This is a genomic window from Cognatiyoonia sediminum (assembly GCF_900129845.1).
Lineage (GTDB): Bacteria > Pseudomonadota > Alphaproteobacteria > Rhodobacterales > Rhodobacteraceae > Cognatiyoonia > Cognatiyoonia sediminum.
Map to the genome: position 1 here is coordinate 270444 of NZ_FQXB01000001.1, position 16770 is coordinate 287213.

19 protein-coding genes are annotated in these 16770 nt (G+C 56.0%); 4 read left to right on the top strand and 15 right to left on the bottom strand.

Annotation, left to right across the window (positions count from 1 at the left end; all coding sequences use genetic code 11):
• Window positions 1-5 precede the first annotated feature (5 nt).
• From tatB to BUA85_RS01375, 3 genes are read left to right on the top strand one after another with little or no spacing between them, the layout of a single operon-like run.
• Window positions 6-530, top strand: a complete 525-nt coding sequence (tatB, locus tag BUA85_RS01365) for a Sec-independent protein translocase protein TatB (protein ID WP_072898708.1) — start codon at window positions 6-8, stop codon at window positions 528-530.
• On the top strand, window positions 527-1492 hold the full coding sequence (gene tatC, locus BUA85_RS01370; RefSeq protein WP_072898709.1) for a twin-arginine translocase subunit TatC: 966 nt from the start codon (window positions 527-529) through the stop codon (window positions 1490-1492). The genes tatB and tatC overlap by 4 nt, the downstream gene beginning before the upstream one ends.
• Complete coding sequence (locus BUA85_RS01375) at window positions 1489-2325, top strand: ATP-binding protein (protein WP_242648968.1); 837 nt, start codon at window positions 1489-1491, stop codon at window positions 2323-2325. Before tatC ends, BUA85_RS01375 begins: the two co-directional genes overlap by 4 nt.
• Here BUA85_RS01375 and BUA85_RS01380 read toward each other — a convergent pair.
• The 12 genes from BUA85_RS01380 to alr all read right to left on the bottom strand — a co-directional run bounded on the left by BUA85_RS01380 (window position 2322) and on the right by alr (window position 13212).
• The gene (locus BUA85_RS01380; RefSeq protein ID WP_242648969.1) at window positions 2322-3479 is read right to left on the bottom strand and encodes a M23 family metallopeptidase; all 1158 of its coding nucleotides are present in this window, start codon (window positions 3477-3479) and stop codon (window positions 2322-2324) included. The genes BUA85_RS01375 and BUA85_RS01380 overlap by 4 nt on opposite strands.
• A gap of 54 nt (window positions 3480-3533) precedes the next feature.
• Complete coding sequence (locus tag BUA85_RS01385; RefSeq protein ID WP_072900354.1) at window positions 3534-4151, bottom strand: protein-L-isoaspartate(D-aspartate) O-methyltransferase; 618 nt, start codon at window positions 4149-4151, stop codon at window positions 3534-3536.
• A 20-nt stretch (window positions 4152-4171) separates the two neighbouring features.
• Window positions 4172-4957 carry a 5'/3'-nucleotidase SurE gene (surE, locus tag BUA85_RS01390; protein ID WP_072900355.1) on the bottom strand — a complete coding sequence of 262 codons (786 nt, stop codon included), beginning with the start codon at window positions 4955-4957 and terminating at the stop codon, window positions 4172-4174.
• 182 nt (window positions 4958-5139) lie between these two features.
• The gene (locus BUA85_RS01395) at window positions 5140-5778 is read right to left on the bottom strand and encodes an SDR family NAD(P)-dependent oxidoreductase (RefSeq protein ID WP_072898710.1); all 639 of its coding nucleotides are present in this window, start codon (window positions 5776-5778) and stop codon (window positions 5140-5142) included.
• Window positions 5779-5818: 40 nt separating this feature from the next.
• Window positions 5819-7276, bottom strand: a complete 1458-nt coding sequence (gene purF / locus BUA85_RS01400) for an amidophosphoribosyltransferase (protein WP_110559043.1) — start codon at window positions 7274-7276, stop codon at window positions 5819-5821.
• 168 nt (window positions 7277-7444) lie between these two features.
• Entirely contained in the window at window positions 7445-8020 is a 576-nt protein-coding gene (locus tag BUA85_RS01405) for a VPLPA-CTERM sorting domain-containing protein (RefSeq protein ID WP_072898712.1), read from the bottom strand.
• Window positions 8021-8117: 97 nt separating this feature from the next.
• Window positions 8118-8684, bottom strand: coding sequence for a CvpA family protein (locus BUA85_RS01410; RefSeq protein ID WP_072898713.1), 567 nt, complete (start codon window positions 8682-8684; stop codon window positions 8118-8120).
• 21 nt (window positions 8685-8705) lie between these two features.
• Entirely contained in the window at window positions 8706-10070 is a 1365-nt protein-coding gene (gene radA / locus BUA85_RS01415) for a DNA repair protein RadA (RefSeq protein WP_072898714.1), read from the bottom strand.
• 106 nt (window positions 10071-10176) lie between these two features.
• On the bottom strand, window positions 10177-10641 hold the full coding sequence (locus BUA85_RS01420; protein WP_072898716.1) for a paraquat-inducible protein A: 465 nt from the start codon (window positions 10639-10641) through the stop codon (window positions 10177-10179).
• 50 nt (window positions 10642-10691) lie between these two features.
• Window positions 10692-11405: an ABC transporter ATP-binding protein gene (locus tag BUA85_RS01425; protein WP_072898718.1), complete on the bottom strand. Its 714-nt coding sequence runs from the start codon at window positions 11403-11405 to the stop codon at window positions 10692-10694.
• Window positions 11402-12178, bottom strand: coding sequence for an MlaE family ABC transporter permease (locus BUA85_RS01430; protein ID WP_072898720.1), 777 nt, complete (start codon window positions 12176-12178; stop codon window positions 11402-11404). The genes BUA85_RS01425 and BUA85_RS01430 overlap by 4 nt, the downstream gene beginning before the upstream one ends.
• Complete coding sequence (gene alr / locus BUA85_RS01435) at window positions 12175-13212, bottom strand: alanine racemase (protein ID WP_072900356.1); 1038 nt, start codon at window positions 13210-13212, stop codon at window positions 12175-12177. The genes BUA85_RS01430 and alr overlap by 4 nt, the downstream gene beginning before the upstream one ends.
• 167 nt (window positions 13213-13379) lie before the next feature.
• Between alr and BUA85_RS01440 the strand changes: the two genes are divergently transcribed.
• Window positions 13380-13688 carry a DUF6958 family protein gene (locus BUA85_RS01440; protein ID WP_072898722.1) on the top strand — a complete coding sequence of 103 codons (309 nt, stop codon included), beginning with the start codon at window positions 13380-13382 and terminating at the stop codon, window positions 13686-13688.
• A gap of 10 nt (window positions 13689-13698) precedes the next feature.
• Here the strand turns inward: BUA85_RS01440 and BUA85_RS01445 are convergent, their stop codons facing one another.
• The 3 genes from BUA85_RS01445 to BUA85_RS01450 are packed head-to-tail and all read right to left on the bottom strand — an operon-like array spanning window position 13699 to window position 16607.
• Window positions 13699-14691, bottom strand: a complete 993-nt coding sequence (locus BUA85_RS01445) for an aldo/keto reductase (RefSeq protein ID WP_083526154.1) — start codon at window positions 14689-14691, stop codon at window positions 13699-13701.
• Window positions 14692-15060, bottom strand: a complete 369-nt coding sequence (locus BUA85_RS16485; protein WP_083526155.1) for a MerR family transcriptional regulator — start codon at window positions 15058-15060, stop codon at window positions 14692-14694. It lies immediately after the preceding gene.
• Window positions 15061-15113: 53 nt separating this feature from the next.
• Window positions 15114-16607 (bottom strand): replicative DNA helicase, encoded by a 1494-nt coding sequence (locus BUA85_RS01450; RefSeq protein ID WP_072898723.1) that lies wholly within the window; start codon window positions 16605-16607, stop codon window positions 15114-15116.
• Between the last annotated feature and the right edge of the window lie 163 nt (window positions 16608-16770).

The window sequence follows — 16770 nt, forward strand, 5'->3', positions numbered from 1 at the left end:
GTCGTATGTTCGGACTCAGCTGGGGTGAACTTATGGTGGTGGGCGTTGTTGCGCTCATCGTTGTGGGGCCGAAAGACCTGCCGGGTCTGTTTCGGTCTGTTGGGGAATTCACGGGTAAAGCCCGTCGAATGGCCCGCGAGTTCAGCCGCGCGATGGAGCAAGCGGCGGAAGACTCTGGCGTGAACGACATCAACAAGACGATCCGCGCAGCAACCAATCCAACCAAATTTGGAACGGACGCGATCAAAGACAGCGTCACCTCGACCTTCAAAGAGGGGTCAGAGACGGCCAAGCTGTCCGAACAGCGCCAAGCTGACAAAAAGAAGATCGACGAGGCGATGGCAAAAGCGGCCACAGAACGTATGGAACGCGAAGCGGCGGAAAAGGCAGCAGCGGAGGCCACTCCGAAGCCAGCGGCCAAGCCGAAGCCTAAGACGGCGACGAAGGCTAAGCCGAAGGTGGCTGCCAAACCAAAAGCAGCCCCAAAGGCAAAAGCGAAACCAAAGCCCAAACCAAAGGCTGAGACATGAGCACAACGGACGAGATTGAAGACAGCTCCGCCCCGTTGATTGAGCATTTGGCGGAACTTCGCACACGCCTGATCCGCTCTGTCGGTGCGTTCTTGGTCGCTATGATCATATGCTTCAGCTTTGGAAGCACAATCCTAGACTTTCTGCTGATTCCGATCGAAGAAACATTGCGCGCGCTGGGTGATCCTAATCCAGTGATGCAGTACACCGCGCCGCAAGAGTATTTCTTCACGCTGGTCCGCATTTCGGTCGTGGGTGGGTTGATCCTCGCCTTTCCTGTCATCGCGTTTCAGCTTTGGCGGTTTGTGGCGCCCGGACTTTATAAGAACGAAAAGAATGCGTTCCTTCCATTCCTGATCGCTTCGCCTTTCCTCTTCCTTTTGGGCGCTGTATTCGCCCATTACGTTGTTGTCCCGCTTGCGATGACCTTCTTCCTCGGATTTGCGGATATTCCGTCGATGGTCCATGCACTCATCAATGAAAACTTCCAACCACCTGCGGACGGGGCTGCGTTGCTTCCTGGTGCGGGCGGTGGTGCAGCGCTTCCGACGACCACTGAAGATGCGGGCATCGACATCGTGTTCATCGGTAAGGTGAACGAAAGCCTTGATATCACTCTGAAAATGATCGTGGCTTTTGGCCTGTGCTTCCAATTGCCTGTTCTGCTGACGTTGATGGGGACCGCTGGCTTGGCCAGTTCGCGCGGTCTGCGCAACACGCGGAAATACGCGGTTGTTGGCATTCTGATGGTTGCTGCACTGGTTACTCCACCTGATGTTGTGACGCAGGTGATCCTCTTTACTGTTGTCTACGGCCTCTATGAAATTTCGATCCACCTTGTTGCCGCAGTTGAGCGGAAAAAGGACCGTCAAGCGCGGGCCGAAGGGGTGATCGGGGAAGGTGAAAGCCTGTTCGATGATATCGAAGACGACGCGGACATCGAAGAGGAAGCCGCGAAGTGAGTGATCCGCTAGATCGGATTGCAGACGCACTGGAGCGGATGAGCCCTGCGCCTATCGCCGCTCCAGATTTCGACGCAGCCACTGCGTTTGTCTGGCATCCGGACCCTGATCGGTTGGTCCCTGTACCGGAAGTTAATCGCGTCGATGTCGGCCTTTTGGTCGGCATCGATAGGTCGCGCGACACACTGATGGCCAATACCGAACAATTTGCCAAAGGCTTACCGGCGAACAATGCGCTCCTTTGGGGTGCGCGTGGGATGGGTAAATCCAGCCTTGTCAAAGCCATCCACGGTAAGCTGGGGGTGGAGTATCCCGACCTCAAGATCGTAGAGGTTCAGCGCGAAGATTTGCCAACCATTGGGCGTTGTCTGAACATGCTTCGTGGCGCGCGGCATCGCTTTATCATGTTTTGTGACGACCTTTCGTTCAGCCATGACGATGCGCACTATAAGTCGCTCAAGGCTGTACTGGATGGTGGTATTGAAGGGCGTCCAGATAACGTCGTGCTGTATGCAACCTCAAATCGTCGCCACCTCATGCCACGCGATATGATCGAGAATGAACGATCGACCGCGATAACGCCGGGAGAGGCGGTTGAAGAAAAGGTCTCACTGTCTGATCGATTTGGGCTTTGGCTTGGCTTCCATCCATGTGACCAAGATCAGTATCTCGCCATGATCCGCGGTTATTGCGACGCCCACGGAGTGGATATTTCGGACGAAGATCTACGTGCCGAAGCCATTGAGTGGCAAGCGACGCGGGGCAGCAGGTCAGGCCGCGTAGCTTGGCAGTATTTTGTCGATCTTGCAGGGAGCAAGGGCGTGACCCTTTAAGGGAGGAACTCAGCAGGGTCGAGCGCTTCGAGCCCACGCCTCACTTCGAAGTGCACGAAGCTCGGATCGCCAGCCTTAACCGTACCGATGGTTTGGCCGCGGCTGACGCTGTCGTTCTTCTCAACCGTAAGACCTTCGAGGTTTGTGTAAACGGTCAGTAGGTTGTCAGCGTGTTTGATCACGACGATAGCGACGCCATTGGTATCTGTCGTCACGGCGGCGACAGATCCAGCGTCAGCCGCCTTTACAGCTGTTCCGGCGGCGACGCCAATGTCGATGCCTTCGTTTCGGCCTGGTGCGAATGCACGGATGACGCTGCCTTCAACGGGTCTAATGAACCGCGCAGTAGTGGCCGGTTCTTGCGTGGCAGTACCAAGGTCTGGTGCCTCAGGTGTCGGCGTTGGCTCGACGAGTGGAATCGTGTCGTCTTCGGGGAGCGGCACAGTCGCGCTTGGTGGAACAGGCGTTTCTGAGCCTGCACCCGGCTCGGACACGTCATTGGTTGAGGTGGCTGCGGGTGGTCTTGCACCTGCTCGCGGCACCAGAAGGACCTGACCTTCGCGTATTGTCAGATCGGACCCTAATCCGTTCCATTCCGTGAGGTTTTGAACCGGCACGTTATAAAGGCGGCCAATTTGGAAGATGGTTTCGCCCGGCTGAACGCGGTGTTGAATAGGTTCTGGCGATGATTGTGTAGGGGCAGGTGCTGCTGCAGGTGCAGACGGCAATGTCGTCACTGTTGGCTGAGCGCTGTCGACACGTTCGAGGGCTGTGGTCGCAACTGATGCAATATCCAACGTTTGGATGGGGCCGCCCGCAGGTTCGGCTACGCGACTTGGCAGGGCAATGATCTCGCCCTGTCTGAGAGCAACATCCGGCTCAATCCCATTAAAGGAAGCGAGTGTCGTCGCGTCCAGATTCAATCGCGTTGCGATCGTACGGATCGTGTCATCACGTTGGGCAACGACAACTTGGTAATTCGGGTAGGAGATGACGCCGCGGGCATCTGGCGTCGGGCGATCCGGCAAGTTGGCGACGGCGGCACTGGTGTCAAAGCCATCGCCCAGATCGCGCAAATCGAAGTCTGGCACGGTGTCACATGCCACAAGAGAGACCGCTGCCACGCCGGTCCAAAGAAGTCTGTTGAGTGCCATTGCTCTGCTCCTCATCGTGTTGCCCCTTATTTTTGGGGTCATTCACTTATGGTTCTAGTCCTTCCCGAGCCCTTCAATCAAGGGGACAAAACGGACATTGCGCAGCTCTTCGTAGTCATAGCCCTGTTCGAGCCGTGTGACTTTGATCAGACTTTGTACTGTATCGGATTGTCCGACGGGCAAAACCATGATCCCACCAACGCGAAGCTGCGCGAGCAGGGGGCCAGGTGGGTCTTCGGCGGCAGCGGTGAGCAGGATGCGATCGAAAGGCGCTTGTTCGGGCAACCCAAAGCTGCCGTCTGCTGTCATCGCGGTAATATTGGTGATGCCCAAGCTGTCAAAAATACGCTGAGCCTCTTGTACGAGGCGGCGGTAGCGGTCGACTGTGTACACACGTCGTGCCAACTGGCTCAGGATCGCAGCCTGATAGCCGGAGCCGGTGCCGACCTCGAGGACTTTGTCACGGGGTGTGACGGCCAGGGCTTGCGTCATAATGCCGACAATAGAGGGCTGGCTGATGGTTTGGCCGCAGGAGATCGGCAGGGGCGTGTCCTCATAGGCGCGTTCTGAGAAGAGCCCTTGCATGAATGCCGCGCGATCAACCGCTTCGACGGCGCTTAGAACGCGCGCGTCGGTGACGCCCTTGCTCCGTAGGGCGAAGAGAAACTGCATCTTTGTTTCGGCGTCGAATGTCACCTGAAGATGTCCTGTAAGGTCGCGAGGCGGCTGTAGTCTGTGAGGTCAGCACGCATCGGAGTGACCGAAATATAGCCATTCAAATTGGCGTGGACATCTGTTCCGGGTAGGGTCGGCTGGTTTTGAGGTCCGCCCTTGACCCAGAGGTAGTTGCGGCCAGAGGGTGAGGTTTGAGAGGTCACACCGAATGTCACGTCCTGTCGGAACCCTTGAGAGACGGCTCTGATGCCTTTTACAGTGTCGGCCGAGGTTGGCGGGAAATTCACGTTGAAAAAGAGCTTATAGTCCGCACCATCCCATCCGCCGTTGTCGAGGAGTTGCTGAACCAGTTCGGCACCATGCGTTGCTGCGGCTTCGAAAGGATCATCAAGATCCCGGTTGTCTGAGCCATAGTACTGGGACAGGGCGATCGATTTGTATCCTTGCAAGGCGGCTTCGATGCAGGCGCCAACCGTGCCGGAGTAGAGCGTGTTCTCACCTGCGTTGTTACCTCTGTTCACACCTGACAGGATAAGATCGGGCGGCGCGTCTTTCATCATGTGATGGATGCCCGCGAGGACACAATCAGCGGGCGACCCTTCAACGGCGAAACGGTGCGTGCCGTATTGGGCCGTCATGGTAGGGCGCGTGTAGTTGATGCAGTGGCCAACGCCTGATTGTTCGAAGGCGGGTGCAACGGTCCAAACCTCACCAGTTTCGCCAGCAACGGTTTTGGCGATGGCTTCTAGGGTTTTAAGGCCCGGTGCATCGATGCCGTCGTCGTTGGTGATCAAGATACGCATGTGCTTGCCCTTTGCGGTTGTGACTTTGTGGTAGAGGGCGCGTGAAGGGGCGGCAAGACCGTGTGGCGTAACTTCTATGCGCTGTGGCGTTGTGGACTCAGAGCGTGTCAAATTGTGCGGCTGCGCCGCGCGCGACTTTGGTCCGGCCATCCGGCCGGACGGTGCCTCCGGCGGAAGTATTTTTACTCAAAAGACGACAGAAGGCGTTTTGCTTCGGCTTCGGGTGCAAAGAGAGGCGTGCGGTCTTCTCCCGGGAAGAAGCGAGCGCGGGTTGCTGTCGGCATCGGGTTTGGGGTCACGATGGACACTTTTGGCCCGGTGTTGCGTGTTTCGCTTTGCCAACTGCGGGCGAGGGCGATTTGGGCGGCCTTTGTCGCGCCATAGCTGCCGAAAAAGCTGTTGCCTGCTTGGGGATCGTCGAAAAAGACGGCTCGGCCATTGGTCCCGAGCAAGGGGGCGACATATTTGATCAGGCGAGAGGTTGCGGTGATGTTGATGTCGACTGACTTGGAGAAGTCTTTCTCCCCGATGTGATTGGCTGGTGTGAGCGGGGCCGCGTGGATTGCAGTATGGAGCCAGAGATCAAGTTTCCCCCAACGATCGAAGATTGACCGGCAGAGTTGTTGCATGGCGGAATCGATGGTGATGTTCATGGGGGCCAGCGTTGCTTGGCCTCCGGCGGTTTGGATTGCGTCGTCGAGCTCTTCCAGCGCGCCGGTCGTTTTCGCCACGGCGATAACGTGATGTGTTGTGGCAAGTTCTTTGGCCAGAGCGGCACCGAGGCCACGGGATGCGCCAGTGATGAGGGCAATTTTTGTCATGGGCGGTCTTTGGACCGCTGCGCCGCTGGCGTCAAGCGCGCTATTCGGCGGCGGTTTTCATCTGAAAGCCGTCTTCGATCATATCCGATGGCGCGACCGGGTATTCGCCGGAGAAACAGGCGTCGCAATAGGCGGGACAGCTCGAATCGCGACCATTGGCCTCCCCCACGGCGCGGTAGAGGCCATCGAGTGAGATGAATCTAAGAGAATCCACACCGAGATGGTCGCGCATTTCTTCTTCGGACATGGTGGCGGCGAGGAGTTTTTCGCGTTGTGGTGTGTCGACCCCGTAAAAGCATGGCCAAGCTGTCGGGGGGGATGCAATGCGGAAATGCACTTCGGCGGCGCCTGCATCAAGGATCATTTCCTTGATTTTGCGGCTAGTGGTCCCGCGGACAACGCTGTCGTCGACAAGGATCACGCGCTTGCCTTTGATCAATGCGCGATTAACGTTGAGTTTAAGACGCACGCCCATGTTGCGGATCTGCTCGGTTGGTTCGATGAAGGTACGGCCCATGTAGTTGTTGCGGATAATGCCCATGGCGTAGGGAATACCGCTTTCGAGGCTGTAGCCGATGGCCGCGGGTGTGCCGCTGTCTGGAACGGGGCAGACGAGATCGGCGTCGACTGGATTTTCTTTCGCCAGTTCGCGGCCGATGTTTTCACGCGTTTCATAGACAGACCGACCGCCCAATTGGCTATCGGGGCGGCTGAAATAGACATGTTCGAAGATACAGAACCGAGAGGCGGCTGGGCGGAATGGGAAGTGGCTTTGGACGCCAGATCCATTGATGACAACCATTTCGCCCGGTTCGATTTCGCGGACAAAGTCAGCGCCGATGATATCCAAGGCGCAGGTTTCCGAAGCGAGCACCCATCCGTCGCCAACTTTTCCCAAAACCAATGGGCGCACGCCCAAAGGATCGCGGCAGCCGATCAGCTTTGTGCGAGTCATTGCGACGACGGAGAAGGCTCCTTCGACCTTGCGCAGCGCTTCTTCCATACGGTCAGGGATGTTGCGGCCCATCGAACGCGCCATCAAGTGGATGATACATTCGCTGTCAGATGTGCTTTGGAAGATGGAACCACGTTCGATCAATTCGCGGCGCAGCGATAGCGCGTTGGTGATGTTGCCATTGTGGGCGATGGCAGCGCCCCCCATGGAGAATTCGCCAAAGAACGGCTGCACGTCTCGAATTGCCGTCTGGCCTTTGGACCCAGCGGTGGAGTAGCGGACATGGCCGATACCGATGCCACCTGGGATTTTTGCCATAGTGTCAGCGGATGTGAAGTTATCCCGTACCAAGCCAAAACGGCGCATTTGGTTAAAGCCGGTCTCAGGATCATGAGTGACGATCCCGCCAGCCTCTTGCCCACGATGTTGCAGCGCGTGAAGGCCAAGTGCGATGAAGTTGGAAGCGTCTGAAACACCGATGACGCCAAATACACCGCATTCCTCCTTTAACTTATCGTCGTCAAAAGGGTGGGCGGGCGGCATTTGGGAGGACAAGGGGCAGCTCCGAATCCTATGAAACAGATAGGTAACTCTTTAGCCGCTCAGATCGGGGATGTCATGCGAAAGGGCATCGTGGAACGGGCATTGTTGCAAAAACAAAGCGGCGCCCTTTTGGAACGCCGTTCAAATGGTATCAAACGAGACTTTTTCTTAGGGTTTGCGACGCTTGTAGAAACCTAAGCCCATGATGGCGGCAAGAAGCAGCCCACTTGAAGCTGGAAGGGGGATTTCGCTGAGTTCGACTTGGATGTTTGAAATCTTGATTCCGCGATTTCCAGGGCCGTTAGGTACCACCCCTTGAATGGTGAAACTGCTCGCACCGTTTAGGAGCGATGCCGTGAAAGTTTGCAATGACACACCATTAGTGCCGCCAAACGCAGTTAGTAGGCCGTCAGAACCAAAAATAAACTGTTCGTCTTCCGAGCCGCGTTCCCAAATTGTGGCCGTGAAGCTGTCGATGCGATAGCCGTCGAACGTGAAGGTCAACTGCTCACCCAACCCGATGCGCGCGCCCTCAGGGTTTCCTCGAACGCCGATACCGTTTCCTGCGCGATGAACTTGGCCACCGGTCGACGAGACTGTCAGCGTGACGCCATTTTCAATGTAATCGACCGAGGTTTGGTTGTCTGAAAGGTTCTGCTCGAAGTCGTAGAGCACGGTTATCGCTGACGCCGACGTCGCGAATGACAAAAAGAATGCTGTGAGTAGGACGGAAAAAATACGCATGGGAGGTCCGTTAATAACTAGATAGCGCACGCGTACTATGGACCAGTGGCACCTTTTGGTTCGAAATGTGTCAGCTTTGTGGCGGGTGGGCCGATTGTTATTCGGGTGCAGGGGCTCCGCAGGCACCAACAAGCTGTTCGTACTGAGTGGTGATCCAGCTGAGTGCTGCTTCGGGATCTTGTCCTTCAACCTGGCCGGTGAGACGGGCGAAGACCTTTGCGGAGCGGCTGTCTTCGATCATCGCAATATCCTGCGTCGCCAAGACCGTTTCATAGACGAAGAAAGCAACAGCAACCAAGAGAATGCCTCGCAAAACACCGAAAAGGAAACCGGCACCTTGATCCAGCCCGCCGAGTGCAGACCGCTGTACCAGAGTGGAAAAGAGCGGGGTGAAGATAGACACCACGACAAGAGAGACCGCGAAGACGAGTGCGAAGGCAGCAATGATAGAAAGTTCGCAGCTGTCGCCTATGAAATCGCCCAAAATTGGGATTTGACGAACGAGTGGCTCAACCTGATCTGCGAAGATGAAGGCCAGGATGGTCGCACCGATCCAGCCTGCAATTGCCATCGCTTCGCGGACAAACCCACGGCTATAGGCCAGCAAAGCTGAGATAACGATGATCGCGGCGACGACGCCGTCGACAATGGTGAACCCTTCCATGGTCTAACTCCTGCAGGCGGCCTAGCGGGCGCCGAAAACCTCTTCTACGAACCCGGCCAAATCGGTCATTTGACGCAGATTTATGCCGGACGTCGCGTGTTTCTTATGCGAATGCGACGAAATTGCGGACGTAAAACCAAGTTTTTCGGCCTCTTTCAATCTATTTTCGGTTTGAGCGACGGGTCTGAGCGCGCCTGAGAGCGAGATTTCACCGAAAATGACCGTATCTTTTGGCAGTGCTGCGTCTTCTCTGGCAGAGATCAGCGAGGCCGCAATTGCAAGATCTGCCGCGGGCTCTGAAATGCGCAAACCCCCAGCAACATTGAGATAAACGTCTAGTCCCGCGAAAGGAACACCGCATCGAGATTCGAGAACAGCAAGGATCATAGCGAGCCTTCCGCCGTCCCATCCCACAACAGACCGGCGCGGTTGGCTGTGTGGCGAAGGGGCCACAAGCGCTTGGATCTCACACAGCATGGGGCGGCTGCCTTCGATCCCAGCAAAGACGACGGAACCCGGAGCAGGATCGCCCCGATCAGATAGGAACAGGGCAGAGGGATTCTTAACCTCTGCCAAGCCTTTGCCGGTCATCTCAAAGACGCCAATCTCATCTGCAGGGCCAAACCGGTTTTTGACGGCACGAAGAATGCGGAATTGGTGACCACGTTCGCCTTCGAAATAGAGGACTGTATCGACCATGTGTTCGACCACGCGCGGTCCGGCGATGGCCCCTTCTTTGGTGACGTGGCCGACCATGATGACTGCGATGCCGTGACGTTTGGCGAAATTGGTGAGCTCATGAGCAGACGCGCGGACTTGGCTGACGCTACCGGGGGCGCTTTCCACGTTGTCGGCCCACATGGTTTGAATGGAATCGATGATTGCGAGATCAGGCTTTTCGGTCTCCAGCGTCGTGAGGATGTCGCGCAAGTTCGTCTCAGAGGCAAGCTGAACGGGGCTTTCTGTGAGGCCAAGACGACGGGCGCGCATTTGCACTTGGGCCGAGGATTCCTCTCCAGAAATGTAGATGACTTTCAATCCGTTGCGGGCAAATCTTGCAGCGGCTTGCAGGAGCAGTGTGGATTTCCCAATGCCTGGATCTCCGCCGACCAAAAGGGCAGATGCCTTGACCAAACCACCCCCAAGAACGCGGTCGAGTTCGCCGACACCGGCATGGGTACGCGGGGGCTCTTTTTCTTCGGTAGCAAGGTCTGTGAGGTTGATGGTTTTGCCGCGATGCCCGCCGAGTGTCTTCTTTTTTGGGCCAGAGGAGATCGCTTTGTCTTCGTGGATCGTATTCCATTCACCACAGCTTTCGCAGCGTCCGGACCATTTGGTGGTGACTGCTCCGCAGGCGCTACAGGAATAAGATATATTTTTTGCCATGAAGCGGTTGTGCCTGATCGGGTGGGGCTGTGCAACGGAACAGACATGCCCAAATTGGAAAAACTAGCTCTGGGTTGTGAGAGGCGGATGCCTCCGGCGGAGGTATTTATGGCTCAAAAGACGATGAGGGTGTGGCTTCGCTGGATTTCGTCAGACCAGAGATGATGATTGAGGAGAGGATGCAGGCGGTGAAGAGATAGAGGCCCCAAGCGGTTTCGACTTGGCCAATACCGATGCCTTTCACGACGACGATGTAAAGCGCGATCAAGAAGATGTCGGCCATGGCGAGTTTTCCGATCCACGTCAGCACCGGCAATGTCGCGTCTTTCAGCAGGTTAAACTGCACTAAGGCGAGGCCGATTGTTTTGAGGTAGGGTGCGAAGATCGCCAGAAATGACACCAAAAGCGCAAGGATGACGTCGGTTTCCCATAGGCTTTGCATGCCTGAAATGACGCTAATTTCGGAGAGACCAAAAAGCGGTAGCAGACCCGCCCGCAACAAAGGCGCAAACCAAGCGATTGGGAACAGAACCAGTAAGCTGAGGTTTGCGATGCGGAGGAAAAGTTGCATGGGTGTCCTTTACGCGTGCTCGATGAACCTGTGTATCGCGGAGGTCCCCGTCAAGGGGCAGCGCGGCCAGTAACGAAAGCGTCTACGTCCGGGTTTGAGGAGGCGCGCAATTCATCTGGCACCCCTTGCCAGATTATTTTGCCGTCTTTCAGCATGGCCACTTTGTCCGCAATGGCGTCGACCGACGTGAGGTCGTGGGTGATCGTCAGAGTCGTGGCTCCGATCTCATCCACAACCCCGCGGATCAGCGTGTTAATCGTGTTCGCACGGATTGGATCGAGGCCCGTCGTCGGTTCATCAAAGAAGATGATGTCAGGATCGGAAAAGATCGCGCGGGCGAGACCGGCGCGTTTTCTCATGCCGCCGGAGAGGTCGGAGGGAAATTGATCTGCGACTTTAGCGCTAAGGCCGACGCGGTCGAGTTTTTCGATGGCTCGTTTCTTTGCCATCGGGCGTTCTTGGCCTGTTTGGAGGGCGCGAAACGCGACGTTTTCCCAAACCGGAAGGCTGTCGAAAAGGGCAGCGCCCTGAAACAACATGCCGAAACGATCCAAGAATTGCGGAGGATTGGCGGGTTTGCCATCGACGGTGATCGTTCCGCTGTCAGGGGTCTCTAGCCCAAGGATGCACTTAAGGAGAACCGATTTGCCGCTGCCGGAGGCTCCAATCAGGACAAGGCTTTGGCCTTGTTCGATGTCGAGCGTGACCCCTTGTAGAACTGCGGCTGAGCCGAACGATTTATGGACATTGGACAAATGTATCATGCGGAGAAGAAGGCCTCCGTCAGGACAAAGTTGGCCGCAAGAATGAGGACCGATGCCGCAACCACCGCGGATTTTGTTGCGCGTCCGACGCCCATCGCACCTCGGTCTGAATTCATGCCGAAGAAACATCCCATAAGGGCAGCGATAAATCCAAAAACCGCGCCTTTGACGAGAGAAGAGGCAATATCCTTTGCTTCAAGGAAATCTACCGTGTTTTGCAGATAGGCGGCGGAGGCAAACCCCAAACGTTCGGTGCCGATGATGTAGCCGCCCATAATGCCGATGGTATCTCCAACGGCGACGAGGAAGGGCGTCACCAGTGTCGCAGCCAAAACGCGTGGTGCTGTAAGGTATTTCATCGGATTGGTCGAAAGGGTGATGAGCGCGTCGATTTGTTCGGTGACTTTCATCGTCGCGATTTCAGCGGCAATGGAGGAAGTGACGCGGGCCGCCACCATAAGCCCGACCAAGACCGGCCCCAGTTCACGTACCATGCCGATGGCGACGATCTGCGGCACTGCAGCTTCAGCACTGAAGCGCGCGCCGCCTGCGTAGATTTGCAAGGCGAGCGCCCCGCCAGTGAAGAGCGCGGTTAGGCCGACGACGGGCAGGGACAAAAAACCGATTTGGATCAGGGCCGTTCCGAAGGCTCGGCCATAGAACGGTGGCGTGACGATGTGGCGGAGGCTGTCAAAGGCAAAAAAGGAAAGTCGGCCAAGAAAGGCGAGGGCCGAGAAACTGGCCGCTCCGATCAGGGCGAAAAATCGCGTCATGCGCCCTTATAACGGCGCGAATAGCGACCGCCGAGTGATGTTAAGATTTCATAGCCAATTGTTCCGGCAGCATTGGCCAGATCGTCGACGCCTTGCTGCGGGCCGAGGAATGTCAGCGCTTGTGGCGTTTCGCGTAGGTCCGTGACATCGACGGTGATGAGGTCCATGGATACGCGGCCAACAAGCGGGCAAGGCGTATCTTCATGCCAGAAGGTGGCCTTTCCTGACATCGCGCGGATTATTCCGTCGGCATAACCAGCTGATACAGTTGCGATTTTTGATGGTCGTTTGCACTGCCAAGAATTGCCGTATCCGACGACTTCGCCTTCTTCCAAGCTACGGATTTGGATAACAGGCAGGTCCATACGAACGACATCCCGCGCCTCGGTAAATGGCAGACCACCGTAAAGTCCAACGCCAGGGCGGCAGAGATCAAAGTGGTAGTCTTTTCCGAGCAATATGCCGCCAGTGGCGGCGAGCGAGCGAGGCGTTGAGATGCCGTCTGTCATCTGATGAAACACATCAAGCTGGTAGGCATTCATTGGGTGATCTGGTTCATCAGCACAGGCAAGATGGCTCATCACCAAGGTCGGGCGTTGGGCGAGCGCGAGCTGCGCGATGGCTGCCCATTCATCCCATTCCATGCCGAGCCGGTTCATGCCGGTGTCGAGTTGCAGGCCAAACGCGTGGCCGGGCAAGGCTTCGAGATGGCGCGTCACTTGGTCGATCGAATTGAGCATCGGGGTGAGGCCCAGGTCACCGATCATATCGGTATCGCCACGCATATGGCCAGAAAACACATTGATTTCAGGGCCTTCGCCTAAAGCCTGCCGTACAGCGGCGCCTTCTTCAGCGACCGCGACAAAGAACTTTCGCGCACCGGCCTTGGCGAGGGCAGATGCGACTTTGCCCGATCCCAAACCATAGCCATCTGCTTTGATCACAGCCGCGGTTTCGCAGTTGGTTTTGGCATCCAAAGCGCGCCAGTTTGCGACGAGCGCGTCGAGATCGATGGTCAGGTGTCCGGTACTCATGGCGGCTGTTTTGACAGGGGTTTTCCGGCGCGGCAAGAGGCGGTTTTGGTATAGAAACAAATAGTTCTATGGTGTTTTGCAAAATGCCGCCGCCGCAAACCCGAGGTGTGATACCGTCCAGGGGCGAATGGCTAAGTGGTAAGTGCGTTGGCTAAAAGGAGGCCGCGATGGCGAATGACGAACCCAAAACGATCTGTCGAACGCCGGCAGAAGGCAAACCTGGAACCACACGCATCCCGACTTGGAAATTTGACCTGCTACGTGGTCATATTTTGAACGTTGTTCGCGAAGCTGGATCCGATGGATTACCGTTTAGGGACTTGTCGTCTCTCGTCGCAAAACGATTGACCGAAGAAGAGACAACGCGCCTTGGATCAATCGGGTGGCACACGACGACGGTGAAGCTTGAGATGGAAGTCGCGAGAGATATCAAACGCTTGGAAGGTGTTTCTCCACAACGGCTCGTTCTTGCTTAACTGAGAGGCGTTAGAGTTCGCGAATGTCCTCAGCTTCAGGGCGTTCCAAAATTTGCTCAATCTCGATCATCTGCTCTGGCGTCAGGGGACCGGCATCTAGTGCACCGCAAAGATCGGTCGCTTGTTCCGCTGTTCGAACTCCCGGAATCGGCATCGTGTTGGCTGACCTCGCCCAGAGCCACGCAAGTGCCCCTTGCGCAATACTGCGCCCATTCGACTGAAGGATGTCTCTAACAGCCTCGCGTTGTGACAACGCGGTCTCTGTGATCCGTCCGTCCATCAGATACGTGTTCGACGCATCACCGGTGTTGCGAATGTCATCTTTCGAAAAGCGGGTGGTGGAGTCATATTTCCCTGTCAGCACACCCATCGCCAAAGGTGAGCGGATCAAGGCGACAAGATTGTTTTCTTTCGCCAATTCACACATGCCGGACGCAGGAAGGAAGACATTCATGGCATGTTCAACCGCGGTGAAGTTCAGCCGATCTGCTTGCGGCGATGCGTTTTCTGGGAAATCCGTGGACCAACCAAATGACCCGACTTTTCCGTCTTGAATCATATCGTCCAACGCATCGAAGATTGGATCAGCGTTTTCTTTCTCCAATTGGTTCAGATGCAAAAGAACCAGATCAATATGATCGCGTTGTAGACGTCTCAACGATCCCACGAGGCTTCTTTTGATCTCTACGGGGTCTGTCATCGGTCCCGTAATCAGTTTCTTTTCGCCATTGATCTCAAGCCCGATCTTTGTCGCGATTGCCACATCTCGACCTTTCAGCGCCTGCCCCAAAACCGTTTCGGAGTGGCCTGCGCCATAGGCTTGAGCCGTGTCGAAATGGACGACGCCATGGTCTAACGCAGCGTGAAGCGCCTTGGTCGAAACGGCGTCATCGACCTCACCCCAGCCTCGAGCGATGCCGTCGAGGCTATAAAACGGACCGCCGATGGCCCAACAGCCGACGCCAAGTGCTTGTTTTGCATGTATTTTTTTGAAATTAACCATTTAGAGCCCAAGTTTTGATGTATATGTGGAAATTTTGAAATTCAGATAGTCTTCGCAGGCCTCCAACTCCGCGCGTCTCTGCGAGAGAGTTTCGGCATGAGAGCGTAAGAGATCGAGCCGCTTTCGTTGTTCGGTCGAGGTTTCCGATTCAGCGCTTTGGGCTGAGGCGGCAAACTCTCGGACCGCCTTCAATGGCATCCCTGTTGCGCGAAGGCGTGCAAGGACGATGAGCCATTCAAGGTCATCTGGCGCAAACTGCCGCCATCCTCGCTGATCCCGCGCGATGGCTGGAAGCATGTCCGATTTTTCATAAAACCGAATTGTATCGGGGGTCAGTCCAGACTTTTCAGATACCTCGTCTATTCGCATAGGGTAATCCTTTCCACCCTATGCCTAGCGACTTGGAGTAACTCTAGGTCAAGTTAAAATTCTTGATCGCTGCCCTGTTGCCAAGGTTTGACGAGGTTGCCGAAGCGCGTGAAGCGGCCTTCGAAGCTGAGTTCGACGGTACCGATAGGCCCGTGACGCTGTTTGCCGATGATCACTTCGGCTTTGCCGTGCAGGCGTTCCATCTTTTCTTGCCACTCGGCCATCTTTTCCATCTCGTGGTCACCGGGTTTTTCGCGTTCGGCGTAATATTCCTCTCGGAAGACGAACATAACCACGTCAGCGTCCTGCTCGATTGACCCTGATTCCCTGAGGTCAGACAGCTGCGGGCGTTTATCGTCCCGCGCTTCAACTTGACGAGACAGCTGAGAGAGGGCGATCACTGGGATATTGAGCTCTTTGGCAATCGCTTTGAGGCCCATCGTGATTTCCGAGATTTCATTCACCCGGTTCTCGGATCGGCCAGCGCCGCGGACCAGCTGGAGATAATCGACCATCAACACATCCAAGCCATGCGTGCGCTTCAATCGGCGGGCGCGGGCTGCCAATTGGCTGATGGGCAGGGCGGGCGTGTCATCGATGAAGAGCGGGCAGGCTTCCAAGGCTTTCGCGGCTTCCACAAAGCGACGGAATTCGGCTTCCGTCATATCGCCGCGCCGGATCTGTTCTGAGGGCACTTCGGATGCCTCTGACAAGATCCGGGCGGCGAGCTGCTCTGCGCTCATCTCTAGTGAATAGAACCCAACAACACCGCCATCGACGGCGCCCTCGCTACCGTCGGGAAGGATGCCTTTTTTGTAGGCCTTCGCGATATTGAAGGCGATGTTGGTCGCAAGAGAGGTTTTCCCCATCGATGGACGACCGGCGAGGATCAAAAGGTCGGATTTATGAAGCCCGCCAAGTTTGCGGTCCATATCGGTTAGGCCGGTTGAGACGCCAGAGAGTTGGCCATCCCGTTGATAGGCTGCATTTGCGACATTAACAGCATCAGTTACGGCTTTAAGAAAGCTTTGAAAACCGCTATCCGAGCTGCCTTGTTCAGCGAGACGATAGAGCTCTTGTTCTGCCTCTACGATCTGTTCTTTTGGTTCGCTGTCGACGGCCACGCGGCTCGCTTTTTCAGCGATGGTTTGGCCGACTTGGATCAGCTCGCGGCGGATCGCTAGATCATAGATCATTTGGGCGTAGTCTCGGGCGGCAAAGGCGGAGATTGCAGCACCAGCGAGGCGTGCCAGATAGGCCGGGCCGCCCAGCTCTTTCAGCCCTTCATCGTCCTCCAGAAAGGTCTTCAAAGTAACGGGCGAGGCTAAGGCATTTTTTGCGATCCTGTTCGCGGCAGTCTCAAAGATGCGCGCGTGAACAGGGTCAAAGAAGTGCTGCGGGCCAACAATGCTCGCCACGCGATCAAAAATGTCGTTGTTGGTAAGGATCGCGCCCAACAACTGTTGTTCCGCTTCAACGGAATGAGGAAGAGTTTCGCCTTCGGCGGCTTCGATACCTGTCGCGTTGAATTGCGTGATCTCGTTCATGTTTCCCTGTCCCGACTGCCCGCGTCTGTCTTAGCACTTTGGCTTTTCTGAAAGCTATCTGGGTATGTCTGTGGACAACCCAACCTGAACTGCTGTGAACAACCTTGGGGACGGTTGAAGTTCCCTAGATATAGCCGAAATGCCAGAGCAAATCTACCATATC

Bases quoted from the DNA above. Each gene is read 5' to 3' on its own strand.
- tatB (WP_072898708.1), top strand. From the start codon at position 6: ATGTTCGGACTCAGCTGGGGTGAACTTATGGTGGTGGGCGTTGTTGCG.
- alr (WP_072900356.1), bottom strand. From the start codon at position 13,212: ATGAGTACCGGACACCTGACCATCGATCTCGACGCGCTCGTCGCAAAC.
- BUA85_RS01405 (WP_072898712.1), bottom strand. From the start codon at position 8,020: ATGCGTATTTTTTCCGTCCTACTCACAGCATTCTTTTTGTCATTCGCG.
- BUA85_RS01420 (WP_072898716.1), bottom strand. From the start codon at position 10,641: ATGCAACTTTTCCTCCGCATCGCAAACCTCAGCTTACTGGTTCTGTTC.
- tatC (WP_072898709.1), top strand. From the start codon at position 527: ATGAGCACAACGGACGAGATTGAAGACAGCTCCGCCCCGTTGATTGAG.
- BUA85_RS01430 (WP_072898720.1), bottom strand. From the start codon at position 12,178: ATGACGCGATTTTTCGCCCTGATCGGAGCGGCCAGTTTCTCGGCCCTC.
- BUA85_RS01385 (WP_072900354.1), bottom strand. From the start codon at position 4,151: ATGCAGTTTCTCTTCGCCCTACGGAGCAAGGGCGTCACCGACGCGCGC.
- BUA85_RS01425 (WP_072898718.1), bottom strand. From the start codon at position 11,405: ATGATACATTTGTCCAATGTCCATAAATCGTTCGGCTCAGCCGCAGTT.
- radA (WP_072898714.1), bottom strand. From the start codon at position 10,070: ATGGCAAAAAATATATCTTATTCCTGTAGCGCCTGCGGAGCAGTCACC.
- BUA85_RS01440 (WP_072898722.1), top strand. From the start codon at position 13,380: ATGGCGAATGACGAACCCAAAACGATCTGTCGAACGCCGGCAGAAGGC.
- BUA85_RS01445 (WP_083526154.1), bottom strand. From the start codon at position 14,691: ATGGTTAATTTCAAAAAAATACATGCAAAACAAGCACTTGGCGTCGGC.
- BUA85_RS16485 (WP_083526155.1), bottom strand. From the start codon at position 15,060: ATGCGAATAGACGAGGTATCTGAAAAGTCTGGACTGACCCCCGATACA.
- BUA85_RS01410 (WP_072898713.1), bottom strand. From the start codon at position 8,684: ATGGAAGGGTTCACCATTGTCGACGGCGTCGTCGCCGCGATCATCGTT.
- surE (WP_072900355.1), bottom strand. From the start codon at position 4,957: ATGCGTATCTTGATCACCAACGACGACGGCATCGATGCACCGGGCCTT.
- BUA85_RS01380 (WP_242648969.1), bottom strand. From the start codon at position 3,479: ATGGCACTCAACAGACTTCTTTGGACCGGCGTGGCAGCGGTCTCTCTT.
- BUA85_RS01395 (WP_072898710.1), bottom strand. From the start codon at position 5,778: ATGACAAAAATTGCCCTCATCACTGGCGCATCCCGTGGCCTCGGTGCC.
- BUA85_RS01450 (WP_072898723.1), bottom strand. From the start codon at position 16,607: ATGAACGAGATCACGCAATTCAACGCGACAGGTATCGAAGCCGCCGAA.
- purF (WP_110559043.1), bottom strand. From the start codon at position 7,276: ATGCCGCCCGCCCACCCTTTTGACGACGATAAGTTAAAGGAGGAATGC.